We start from the raw sequence: 12959 nt of genomic DNA on the forward strand, positions 1-12959 counted from the left end.
GTTAATGAGAATATTAACAAATAATGAGAAAATGACAAGTGTTTTTTTATTTTCAAAAATAAAGGTAGCCAAGCTAACAAAAATAAAAATAAAAAGAGCTAGATAAATAGTAACTAGCTCTACGTGAATAGCATTTAAATGGCTGATAGGTTTTTACAAATTGACAATAGCTGTATCTAATAATTGTTGGTCTTCAAATTGTTTGGCTAATTGTAATAGTAAATAATCATTTCCTTTTTGCGCAATAAATTGTATACCAACCGGCAAATGATCCTTATTTTTATATAAGGGTAAGGAAATAGCTGGTTGACCTAACATGTTAATTAAAGATGTATAAGGCATATGGACAACACTCTTGGCGAAATGTTCCCAGATAATGCCTTGCTGGTCGGCCATTTCATAATCATCAAAGTGTTTCTCCTTTTCGATTATTTCATTTAGATTATCTGGGTCAAATTGGCCATGGATAGGTGCTGGACCATTAGTTGTTGGCGTTAATAACAAATCAACTTCTTCTTCAAACATTGCTTCAGACTGAGCCGTCCACTTGTCCCATTCGGTTAGTAATTGGCTATAGCGATAAGACGGTACTTTTAAGCCCGCCCGGTAGATGGCCCAGGTTAACGGTTCAACATCCGAAAAGGTTACTGGGTGACCGCTTGCTTGTTCAATATCCTTCATCATAGCCGCTGTTTCAACACTATTCATCACAAAGTAATTACGCATGGTTTCAGCTCTGTCAAAAGGTTCCGTTACTTTGAAAACTTCATGTCCTAGCTTTCTAAGTACTTGTATCGTTTGGTTTAAGGCTTCTTTAGCATCCTCATTTATTGGCCAAGCTTGGTTTAATTGGTCCAGGTAGCCAATCTTTAAAGGTTTATTTAAAGGTTTTAAGCTAGTTTCATTTATTATAGGCATAATGAATGGTGCCTCTAACTGCTCTACTTGAAGATTTCGTAATAAAGTCCAGGTATCATCCACACTTTTCGTTAAAGCAAAATTGATAGATGCCCCTTGCCAACCGCGATATGATCCAGGTCCAACAGTTACTCGCCCTCTAGATGGCTTTAACCCGATTAAGCCTGAAAAAGATGCCGGAATACGAATAGAGCCACCACCATCTGATCCAAAGGCTAATGGCACAATACCTGCTTTTAAAGCAGCAGCCGCACCACCACTAGAACCACCCGGATTGCGGTTTAAATCAGTTGGATTATTTACTTGGCCAAAAGCTTTTGAATCACTGATTCCTTTAAAACCAAATTCTGGTACATTGGTGCGACCAATAATCACAAAACCAGCACTAACGATATTTTCAACAAAATACTCGGTTACCTGCATAGTCGTATCTTTCGTTAAATTGGATCCACTTGCTGTAAGATGCCCTGCTTGATGTTGCCCTAAATCTTTCAGCAGGGTTGGGACACCGAAGAAATCAGGCAAGCTATCTATTTCCTCCTCCGTTAACTGATCTAAATAACCATCGTATTCTTTCGCTTGAGCTCGTGCAGTGCTTGCTTGCACACATACAATGGCATTCAATCTAGGATTCAACGCTTCAATATTCGCCAAGGCTTGGTCCACTAACGCCAAGACCGTAACCTTCCGCTCCTTGACTTGCTGTGCATAATAACCTGCATCTTCTGTAAACAACATGGTAAATCTCCCTTCAATCAGCTACTTACTCTCTTACCTTTTCAACTCATAACCCCATTATAGTGAAAACGCCTTTATGATAGAAAGAGTTTACCCATATTAACAAAGTTTATAAAAAAATAGGAGATGTGAACTTGATTTCACACCTCCTATCAATCGTTATCATAATGGGTTCGGCCAATAACTGACTTTTATCCCCACGTGATTTTTTGGTCGTTTTCTTTATAAAAGACCTACTTAACTTTTTTTATTAATACATACCTGCACTTGGATCCATTGCTGGCATTTGTGGTTCAGGTTGCGGTTGGCTTGCAACAGCTGCTTCAGTAGATAAGATTAATCCAGCTACTGAACCTGCATTTTGCAATGCTGAGCGAGATACTTTAGTTGGATCAACAATACCTTCTTCAATCATGTTTACCCATTCAGAAGTTGCAGCATTAAATCCGACACCTTCTGCTTGTTCTTTCAATTTCTCAACAATTACAGAACCTTCTAAACCAGCGTTCTCAGCGATTTGACGTACTGGAGCTTCTAAAGCACGTAAGACGATTTGTGCACCAGTTTGTTCATCACCAGCTAATGTTTCAGCTAATTCAGCAACTGCTTTTTTAGCATTGATAAAGGCAGTACCACCACCAGCTACGATACCTTGGTCAACAGCCGCACGTGTTGCGTTTAAAGCATCTTCGATACGTAATTTACGTTCTTTTAATTCTGATTCAGTAGCTGCACCAACTTTAACAACAGCAACACCACCAGCTAATTTAGCTAAGCGTTCTAATAATTTCTCACGGTCATATTCAGAAGTTGTTTCTTCAATTTGACTACGGATTTGGGCAACACGTTGTGCTAATTGCTCTTTATCGCCCGCACCCTCAACAATAGTTGTTTCATCTTTTGTGATTACAACGCGGTTAGCAGAACCTAATTGATCAATTGTCGTATCTTTTAATTCAAGTCCTAAATCTTCAGTAATTACTTGACCACCTGTTAGGATAGATAAATCTTCTAACATTGCTTTACGACGGTCACCAAAGGCTGGCGCTTTTACCCCAACGACGTTGAAAGTACCACGGATTTTATTCAACACTAATGTAGGTAATGCTTCACCATCAATATCATCAGCTACTAATAATAATGCACGACCTTCTTGAACAACTTGTTCTAGAACTGGCAAGATGTCTTGGATATTAGAAATCTTTTTATCTGTTAATAAAATATAAGGATTTTCTAAAACGGCTTCCATCTTGTCATTGTCAGTTACCATATATTGAGATAGGTAACCACGGTCAAATTGCATACCTTCAACAACATCTAGAGAGGTATCAATTGATTGAGATTCTTCAATAGTGATGACGCCATCTTGGCCAACTTTTTCCATTGCTTCTGCAATTAAGTCACCAACTTCGCTGTCGCCTGATGAAATTGACGCAACGTTAGCGATTGCGCCTTTAGAATCTACAGGAACTGAAATTTCAGATAAACGATCTGAAGCTACGCGAATTGCTTTGTCAATCCCGCGACGAACACCCACTGGGTTAGCACCAGCAGTAACGTTTTTCATACCTTCAGTTACAATTGCTTGAGTTAGAACAGTGGCAGTTGTTGTACCGTCACCAGCGATATCATTTGTTTTTGAAGCTACTTCAGCAACTAGTTTTGCACCCATATCTTCAAATTTATCTTCTAATTCAATTTCTTTAGCGATGGTTACACCATCGTTAGTGATTAGCGGCGAACCATAACTTTGGTCTAAAACAACATTACGACCTTTTGGTCCTAAAGTTACTTTCACCGTATCAGCTAATATATCAATCCCACGAACCATTGATTGACGTGCATCTTCTGAAAATTTAATATCTTTTGCCATTTATTCATTCACCTCATAAAATTTCATACTGTTATTAATCTGTAAATATTGATAAATTGACTAATCTACAATTGCGATAATATCGCTTTCTTTAATAATTAATAATTCTTGACCATCATATTCAAATGTTGAACCTGCATATTTTTCAAATAGAACGCGGTCGCCTTCTTTCAATTGTGATGTGAAATCTTCCGTATTCTCAGCAACTGCTTCAACAACACCTACTTGTTGTTTCTCTTTGGCAGCTGACGGTAATACGATACCTGAAACTGTTTGCTCTTTAGCCTCTTCAACTCTCACAACTGCGCGTCCGTTTAATGGTTTAATCATTTACATGTCCCTCCATTTATATAAAATATCTGTCAAACCCAAGCTAAATTACTTGGTTATTTTAGAGATTAGCACTCTCTATGTTTGACTGCTAACCTCTACATTTCTTATCTTAAAACAATCAAATATGAATTGCAAGAGAAAGATTGACTTTTTTTGACCTATTTTTCTTTATAAGTCGAAAACCTTGATTTTATGCGGAATTTAAGTTATTTTTAGTAGTTGAAGAATGTGGTAAATTTTGATAAAAGTCAAAATATGTTATATAAGAGAGGAATGTCAGTTTTTTTATGTTAAAAGGACCAGTAATATTTTTATTACTATTCAAACTAGTATTTATTTTCCTAGCCGTTACCTTCGCCATCGGCAGTGTGGAAGGTTCTGGATGGAATTGGACAGTATACTTAGCACTAGCTGTTGCAGCGTATGAAATAGTTGACTTGTTAAAGACGCTAAACGTACTACGCCAATTTAATTCGAAATCATAATCTTTTTATTTATTGTAATTTAGTAAAAATTGCAAACAATTTAAGATTTCATATGTGAAATTCAACAAACTTCCCCTGCAATTAAGGTAAAAAAAGGCCGAGACTAAAGATCTCGGCTTATTCGCTTGCTAGCATATAGCTAGCACATATATTATGAATTTGTTGAGATGAAGTAGATTAAGGTTTGCAGTTCGTTCGTGAAGTCTACATCTTGCACCCGGATACTATCCGGTACATCTAATCTCACTGGCGTAAAGTTCAAGATGCCTTTGATACCTGCTTGTTCTAACGATGGTATCATATCTTGAGCAACTGCTTCAGGTACCGAGAGGATGACCACTTCTATATCCATTAATTTTAATTGTTGCGTCAAATCCTTCATATCATAAACAGGCACACCATTGTGGACCGTACCAATGATATCCTGATTGATATCAAAAGCAGCACCAATTCGTATGTTGTTTGACTTTTTAAAGTTATAGTTCAATAAGGCATTACCAAGATTACCTACACCAACTAATGCAACTGTTGTTAAACGATCTTGGCTTAGTGTCTTACCAAAGAAGTCTAATAAAGCATCAATATCATAGCCATACCCTCGTTTACCTAAGGCACCAAAGTATGAAAAGTCACGTCTAATCGTTGCACTTTCAACTTTCACTGCTTCACTTAATTCTGTAGAAGAAACACGTGTTTTCCCCATATTTTTAAATACACGTAGGTAACGGTGGTAGAGCGGTAATCTTTTGGCGGTTGCTTTGGGTATTTTACGCATGTTCAGTCCTCTTTCTAGTTTAGAAAATAATTTCTTAAACAGTATAACAAGTTTGTGAAAATAACACAAGGGTGTTTCATTCGTGATTTTTAGTATATGTTAAATAATGCAATTTTTTATAAAATGTTTCCAGTGATTACTCAAATTTTTTTGTGGTAAAATAATAAGACTATCTAATGAAAGGATCATGCCTACTATGATCATATTACAAGGTTCAAATCTAGCTAGACGCTATGGCGTAGAAGTTATTTTTGAAAACGTACAACTGACAATCCAACACAACAGTCGCATCGCGCTAGTTGGCCGTAATGGTGCCGGTAAGTCAACATTATTAAAAATGTTGGCCAACATTCAAGCACCTGATGACGGTCAAGTTTCCTTAACTAAAGGAACAACCATCGCCTATATGGACCAACACACAGCCGTCTCTGGTGATCGAACAATTTATGAAGAAATGGTTTCCGTATTTGAACCTGTAATCAAATTAATAAAGGAATCAGAAACCGCTGCGCTTGCCTTAGCAGATGAAGAACTTATGCAAGATACAGAGGCATATGAAGTTGCGCTCAATCGCTATGACAAACTTCAAGAAGACTTGATTCGCTTTAATGCGTACGGATACGAATCTGAAATCCGCATGGTATTACACGGTTTCCAATTTTTTGACGAAGACTATAGCCGTAAGATTTCAACACTTTCTGGAGGTCAACGAACGCGTCTTGCTTTAGCGAAAATCCTACTCGAGAAGAAAGATTTACTCATTCTAGATGAGCCAACTAACCACCTAGATATCGAGACTTTGACTTGGCTTGAAAACTATCTACCAAAGTATCCTGGTGCCTTATTAATCGTATCCCATGACCGGTATTTTTTAGATGCCGTTACCAATGAGACTTATGAAATGGCGCACCAAGGTATCCATTATTATAAAGGGAATTATTCATTCTACTTGAAAGAACGGGCACAGCGTCTCACCATGCAAATGAAAGCTTACGAAAAGCAGCAAGAAGAGATCGCCAAATTAGAAGACTATGTAGCACGTAATATTGTGCGCGCCTCAACGACAAAAATGGCACAGTCACGTCGTAAGCAATTAGAGAAAATGACCAAAATTGAAAAGCCATTAAACGATGAAAAAACCGCACGCATTCAGTTCTCCGTTGCTGAAAGTTCTGGGAATGATGTTTTACAAACCAATAAATTAGCCGTCGGGTATAGTCCAGATAAAGTTTTGGCTGAACCTATCTCATTCCAGCTACGCAAACAGGAAGCAATTGCAATTGTTGGACCAAATGGTGTAGGTAAATCAACCTTACTCAAAACAATTATTAAACAAATTCCAGCTATACGCGGCACTATCGAATATGGCGCTCACTTACAAATTGGGTACTATGACCAAGAATTAGGCAATTTAAATTCAAAAAAAGATGTACTTCACGAGTTATGGGACGAACATCCATCCATGATGGAACGAGATGTTCGCACTATTCTTGGCTCCTTCTTATTTACTGGAAATGATGTGACCAAGTCTGTAGCAACACTTTCTGGTGGGGAAAAAGCCCGACTTGAATTGGCGAAACTCGCTTTGGAACATGATAATTTCCTGATTCTCGATGAACCAACCAACCATTTGGATATTGATTCTAAAGAAGTATTAGAGAATGCCTTGATCGAATATGATGGTACCCTATTATTTGTCAGCCATGATAGGTACTTCATCAACCGGATTGCTACCTCTGTTTTAGAAATTAATCCTGATGGTTCCACGCTTTATCTTGGTGACTATGATTATTATGTGGCTAAAAAAGCGTCAGAAGAAGAACGTCTTGCTTTACTAGCAGCTGAAAGCAACGATGAAAAGGTAGAAAAAACAACTACTCAACCCACCTCCGAGACGAAACAGGCTTTTCAACTATCTAAAGAGAAACAAAGAGAACAACGAAAATTACAGCGTGAAATTACCCAACATGAAGAGGCAATGGCTGATTTAGAAGGAAAAATTGAAGAAATCCAATTGGATATGACAAAACCTGAATTTCTTGATGATTTTGAGAAATTAAACGAATTAAATCAATCCCTTCAAGAAGCAGAAAAAGCCTTAGACCAAGTGATGACCGCTTGGGAAGAAGCTGCAACGAAATTAGAAAACTTATAAAAGCAAAAACAAGGTAAGCCCTTTAAAGAAAATATGGCTTACCTTGTTTTTTTATCAACTATACCAAATAGTTGTTATTTCAAAAATACCGCATCATCTACTTGGTATTTATCTCCTTCTACCCCTTTTCGAACGTCATCAATTCTTGTTTTGGTTGCTTGACGAAAGAAGGCCAAGTCGTTCAATACCGTGACGAATTGGAATCCTTGTTCAATTCGGTTGATTGCATCTTGTGCATTAGCTGTAAAGATGCCTGGAATTTTACCCGCTTCTTTACATGCTTTAAGGACTTTTTGAATATTGGCTTCAAGTTCTGGACTTGTTGATGGGTCTTCAACACCCATGGCATGCGCTAGGTCAAGACGACCGATGTACACACAGTCAATTCCTTCAACACTCACGATTTCTTCAACGTTGTCAACCGCTTCTGGGGTCTCACATTGCACAATGACCATGGATTTTTCGTCTACTTCACCCTTATTATAGTTTTCATAGGCACCCCAAAGTGGCCCACGCCCAATCCCTTTACCGCGGATACCAATAGGTGGCATTTTAGTATTTTGAATCACGAATTCCGCTTGTGCTTTGGTATTGACCATTGGAATCATCAATCCATGCAAACCGATATCCAACATTCGACCCATCATTGGACCGTCTTCAGGATTGTAAACACGGGCATATGGGGCAGTACCGTATAATTCGGCTGCACGCAACATGTCTAAGGCTGTTTCTAAGCTTGTTTGAGCATGTTCGAAGTCAATCATAGCAAAGTCGAAGCCATTGACCCCTAAAATTTCCGTATTTAACGAAGAGCTTGATGCCACAAAAGCACCGATAGCATAGCCTTTTTCAGCAATTTTTTCTTTTACAAGGTTGCGCATTTCCATTTATATCATCCTTTTCCCGTCTTTAGTCCTATTCAAATCAGTCCTAATGTCTCTATTTCTAATTAGTCAATAATGTTAAAGCCTTGGTAGCCTTGTTCTTTCAAGAATTGGCTGTAAGCTTCGTTGTAGTCTTCACGCGCTGGGGCGAAAATATCCACATTCACCACTGTTTCTGGCGAATCGTACACATGAATATAATGTTCAACGCCCTTCGGCACGACTACCCATGAGCCTGCCTTCATGCGGAACGGCTCACCGTCAACGTAATAGTCACATTCACCTTGTAATATCCAGGCGATTTGTTGGTGGTCATCATGCGTATGTGGACGTAAGTCGTTGCCATTCTCTACTCGGTTAACTGTTACATTGACGCCGTCACCTGACATGGCGAACACGGCTTGGTCAATCCCCGGGCGTAGTGGACGGTAGGGAATCTCATTGATGTTTCCAAAATCTACATTTTCTAGTGCCATGATGCATTCCTCCAATATTGATACTTTGTTTTTATTAAAACTTTATGAGTTTTTTGATTGGTGTCACCTTACCATCTCATTTTATTAAAAGCAACAAGAGAAAGTATTTGCCAACGAAACCTTTTGATATTGTCCTGGGGATCTCTGGAAAAATGGTTGACCAACTTTTTCTGGCCTTCTATGAAGGAAATGACATCTTTTGGTCAAGTTTAGGGGCATATTATGTCAAAATAAGCATCTTTCAAAATGTACAATTTTTGTTTCCAACTCGTTTTCAGCTGACAAAGTGGTTCAGCTCACCCTCATAAAGCTCACCATTTTCTCATTTACAAAAATATTACAATTGAACGAATCCCTTGATACATATATGATTAACCCCTTTTGATGTTTCAAAAATGACATTAAATTAAAAATAAATGTGGGAAAGACTTGTTAAAATGAAAATATGATGATAATATAGCACTAACTTAAATCAAAGGAGTGAGACCAATATGACAATGCATACAGATTTTACAAATATGACCAACACCTCTTGGTCAATGACCTCTACTGATCACCAGACACATACATCTTTATTATTATTATTAGCTAACTAGGATTGTTCCAACATATGGAAGAGTCCTATTTCTCGTGAATGCGGGCTCTTAGCTAGTAAGACTGCGGGCCGCATAAACGGTTCGCAGTCTTTTTTGTTTCTGATGATCGGCTTTTAAGTGAATTTGATTAATATGACTCACAATATCTGGTTCCAAAAGTCAGAATTATCCGACGCTTCCCAAAATACTCTAATTACCTACAGTAATAGTTCTACTCTTGGTCTAGTGCGTATATTCTAAGCGACTTTTGTCTCACCTCAACTTAACCCTCGAAAGGAGTTTTTCAAATGCAAGATGTCGTAATCGTAGCTGCACAAAGAACCCCCATCGGATCATTCGGTGGCGTATTTAAAAATATTTCCGCTGTTGACTTAGGTAAGGTAGCCGTTCAAGGTGCCATGGCTAAGGCCAACATTGATCCAACCCTAGTAGATGAGGTCATCTTCGGTAACGTCTTAAGCGCAGGTTTAGGTCAAAACGTGGCCCGTCAGGTTGCGGTTGCCGCCGGAATACCTGTAGAAAAACCAGCTTTCGCTGTCAATAAGGTTTGCGGTTCAGGTTTGAAAGCTGTCGCCCTTGCCGCTCAAAGTATTATGGTGGGCGAATCGGACGTCGTGGTTGCTGGCGGGACCGAAAATATGAGCCAAGCGCCTTACATTGTTGAAGATGCACGTTGGGGTATGCGAATGGGCGACCAGAAAGTAGTCGACACCATGATTAAAGACGGTTTAACCGACGCCTTCAACAACTATCATATGGGGATTACCGCAGAAAACATTGTTGAAAAATATGGATTCACTAGAGAAGATCAAGATGCCCTAGCCGTTTCCAGCCAACAAAAAGCGGAAGCCGCCATCAATGACAATAAATTCAAAGATGAAATTACACCCGTTGCTGTGCCTCAAAGACGCGGCGACGATATCCAAATCGAAGCGGATGAATATCCAAAAGCTGGTGTTACCCAAGAATCATTAGCTAAATTAAGACCAGCCTTCAAGCGTGACGGCGGATCTGTTACAGCAGCCAACTCTTCTGGTATTAACGACGGGGCTGCAGCCATCGTTTTAATGTCCAAGGAAAAAGCCGAAGCGATTGGCGCTAAACCTTTAGCTACTATTAAATCCTTCGCAAGTGCCGGCGTTGACCCTTCAATTATGGGAACAGGTCCGATTCCAGCTACGAGAAAAGCGTTGGATAAAGCCCAATTGACTATAAAAGACATCGATTTAATCGAAGCTAACGAAGCCTTCGCTGCCCAAGCCTTATGTGTATTGCAATATCTTGATGCAGATATGGATAAAGTGAATGTGAATGGCGGGGCCATCGCCTTAGGTCACCCGATTGGCGCATCCGGCGCCCGCATCTTAGTCACCCTGGTCCACGAAATGGTTAAACGCCAGTCTACTTATGGCCTAGCTACCTTGTGTATCGGGGGTGGCCAAGGAATATCGATGATTATCGAAAATAACTATTAATCGGCTGTGACACCAGCTAAGGGCTAAACCCCTTTTGACAATTGAAAAATGAGTCGTATTTAAAAACTGATAACCAGCTAAAAGCTAAAGCACATATACAAAGGAGATTTTTACTATGATTGACACATATACTTTCCACGACATGACCCTATCTTGGATGAACGGCGCGATGATTGGCACTGACGGCGGGACGATTTTCGGTCCTGTACCAAGAACGCTTTGGGGCCGCTACTATCCATATAATGATAAAAACCAAGTGGCTGAGGTTTGTGACCCGATTGTCATCCAATACCAAGGGAAAAACTACATCATTGATGCGTCCTTTAACTTGGATAAATTCAATGAAAAAGGGAAACGAAATGTTGGGCTACAACAAGAAGGTAGCATCCAAGAAGACTTTGAAACGCTTGGGATTACCCCTGAAGATATTGACGTCGTGATGATGACCCATATGCATAACGACCACGCTAGCGGTTTGACTTACTTTGAAGATGATCAATGGCAATCAACCTTCCCTAATGCCACGATTTATATCTCTGATATCGAGTGGGATGCGGTAAAACATCCGAATGCACGGACTAAAAACACTTATCCGAAAGAAAACTGGGAAGCAATCCAAGGGCAAGTTGAAACCTTTGCAGACAGCATTACCATTGCTGAAGGGATTACCATGGAAGTTACAGGTGGTCACAGCCCAGGTCATACGATTATTCGTCTTGAACAAGCTGGCGAAACCATGCTACATATGGCCGATATCCTACTTACTTTCGTCCACACAAACCCACTTTGGATCGGCGGTTTAGACGATTACCCAATGGATTCGATTTCAGCCAAACAAGACTTGATGCCAGAAGCCCTAGCCAACAACTACCGCTTTATCTTCTACCATGACCCATACTACCGCGTGGTTGAATATACTGAAGACGGGAAAAACATCCAATACGCTATGGAATCGTCGCGCGATGTCTTTATCCCATTCACTGACCAACAAGACCGGGTCCCAAAACAAGTTGAAGCAGCTGTTGCGAATTAAGTAGTATTTCCGCTATCAACTAGCTCGACAGTCCAAATAGCCAACCCAACCTTAAGCGAGTTTCTTCTATATATAATAGTTGCCATTTAATTGGCCTATTATATAGAAGGAACTTGCTTTTTTAGGTGTGAGTAAAGCCGCTTAGAATTGACGGTTCTAACGCATTTAGGAGCGTAAACGCTTCTAAAAGCTGGACCAAAATTGGGTTGAAATCACTAAAATCAACTACAAAAAACCAGCTAGGTTAGGCGCTTTTCGCATTCTACTAGCTGGTTTTTATTTTGCCATTAAATGGCTCTTCATGATGTTATTCGACTACTTCAAAGGTAATATCATCCATGGTATCGAATTTCACTTCGACCTTATCGCCAATTTCAATCTTGTTCGCCTTGGTCATTCCACCGGTCATAATTGGCACGCCGGCCTCTAATTTCACACCCCGCTTATACAAGGCGTTGGCTAGGAAGACCACCGCATTAGCTGGATGGTTGGCTACATCCTTCCCAACCCCTTCATCAATCTTCTCACCATTGATATAAACGACAGCCTTCTCATTCAAGATATCCACTTGGTCCAAGCTGAAGTGGGTATTTGAGTAAACTGCCCCCTGGCAAGAAGTGTTGTCAGCAACCACATCTTCCAAGGAGAAGCGGAAACCGTGATAGCGAGAGTCTACTATTTCAACAGAAGAATAGACATAGTCAATCTTATCCATGACCTCTTCAAAAGTCACATTCTCTTGGTAGATATCCTCCTTCAAGACAATGGTCACTTCCGGCTCAATACGCGGGTGAATAAACCGTTCCATTGACAAAGGCTCGCTGTCATAAGAAATCATATACTCAAAGATGTGGGCATAAACCGGCTGATCAATATTCAACTGTTTAATCTTAGCTGGTGACGTCAAACCAATCTTGTAAGCTGCCGTCTTCCCGTCCGTTTCTTTCTTCAAAGCTACGACCAAATCCTGAATATCGTAGGCCTCCTGCTCATCGAAGGAAACATTAAACACCTCCGTCACATTATCAATCGCCGTCTTATTCTTCTCCGCGTCATACAAATACTGCGCAATCTCCTGCATCTTCGACTCTTCCATACCTGTCAGCTCCTTTTAATTCATTAAGAAATAATGATAAGTATTAACCCCATTGTATCAAAACTAACAGATAAAGCAATCTGAACTCTCATATATTTCTAATGAAAAAAGGGCATCCGCCC

10 protein-coding genes are annotated in these 12959 nt (G+C 39.7%); 3 read left to right on the plus strand and 7 right to left on the minus strand.

What is annotated here, in order from left to right; genetic code table 11:
- Window positions 1-153: 153 nt before the first annotated feature.
- The 4 genes from AC973_RS07085 to AC973_RS07105 form a co-directional block, all read right to left on the minus strand.
- The gene (locus tag AC973_RS07085; protein WP_048729111.1) at window positions 154-1656 is read right to left on the minus strand and encodes an amidase; all 1503 of its coding nucleotides are present in this window, start codon (window positions 1654-1656) and stop codon (window positions 154-156) included.
- Between the two features lie 250 nt (window positions 1657-1906).
- Window positions 1907-3529: a chaperonin GroEL gene (gene groL, locus AC973_RS07090; RefSeq protein WP_026465223.1), complete on the minus strand. Its 1623-nt coding sequence runs from the start codon at window positions 3527-3529 to the stop codon at window positions 1907-1909.
- Between the two features lie 60 nt (window positions 3530-3589).
- A complete protein-coding gene (locus tag AC973_RS07095; RefSeq protein WP_003143273.1) occupies window positions 3590-3859 on the minus strand; it encodes a co-chaperone GroES in 270 nt (89 codons plus the stop codon).
- A 639-nt stretch (window positions 3860-4498) separates the two neighbouring features.
- Window positions 4499-5122 (minus strand): redox-sensing transcriptional repressor Rex, encoded by a 624-nt coding sequence (locus tag AC973_RS07105; protein WP_048729116.1) that lies wholly within the window; start codon window positions 5120-5122, stop codon window positions 4499-4501.
- 196 nt (window positions 5123-5318) lie between these two features.
- Here AC973_RS07105 and AC973_RS07110 point away from each other — a divergent pair, with 196 nt between their 5' ends.
- Window positions 5319-7277 carry an ABC-F family ATP-binding cassette domain-containing protein gene (locus AC973_RS07110; RefSeq protein WP_048729118.1) on the plus strand — a complete coding sequence of 653 codons (1959 nt, stop codon included), beginning with the start codon at window positions 5319-5321 and terminating at the stop codon, window positions 7275-7277.
- Window positions 7278-7351: 74 nt separating this feature from the next.
- Here the strand turns inward: AC973_RS07110 and AC973_RS07115 are convergent, their stop codons facing one another.
- The gene (locus tag AC973_RS07115; protein WP_048729120.1) at window positions 7352-8164 is read right to left on the minus strand and encodes an HpcH/HpaI aldolase family protein; all 813 of its coding nucleotides are present in this window, start codon (window positions 8162-8164) and stop codon (window positions 7352-7354) included.
- A gap of 62 nt (window positions 8165-8226) precedes the next feature.
- Window positions 8227-8637: a cupin domain-containing protein gene (locus AC973_RS07120; protein ID WP_048729122.1), complete on the minus strand. Its 411-nt coding sequence runs from the start codon at window positions 8635-8637 to the stop codon at window positions 8227-8229.
- Between the two features lie 883 nt (window positions 8638-9520).
- On the opposite strand from AC973_RS07120, the gene AC973_RS07130 reads away from it, so the two are divergent.
- Together AC973_RS07130 and AC973_RS07135 are read left to right on the plus strand one after the other, a co-directional pair.
- Window positions 9521-10708 (plus strand): acetyl-CoA C-acetyltransferase, encoded by a 1188-nt coding sequence (locus AC973_RS07130; protein ID WP_048729126.1) that lies wholly within the window; start codon window positions 9521-9523, stop codon window positions 10706-10708.
- Window positions 10709-10823: 115 nt separating this feature from the next.
- Entirely contained in the window at window positions 10824-11741 is a 918-nt protein-coding gene (locus tag AC973_RS07135) for an MBL fold metallo-hydrolase (protein WP_048729128.1), read from the plus strand.
- Window positions 11742-12048: 307 nt separating this feature from the next.
- On the opposite strand, the gene AC973_RS07140 is transcribed toward AC973_RS07135, so the two are convergent.
- A complete protein-coding gene (locus AC973_RS07140) occupies window positions 12049-12837 on the minus strand; it encodes a 2-keto-4-pentenoate hydratase (protein WP_048729130.1) in 789 nt (262 codons plus the stop codon).
- Window positions 12838-12959: the final 122 nt, after the last annotated feature.

It is taken from the genome of Carnobacterium sp. 1290_CSPC (assembly GCF_001053265.1).
Classification (GTDB): domain Bacteria; phylum Bacillota; class Bacilli; order Lactobacillales; family Aerococcaceae; genus Aerococcus; species Aerococcus urinaeequi.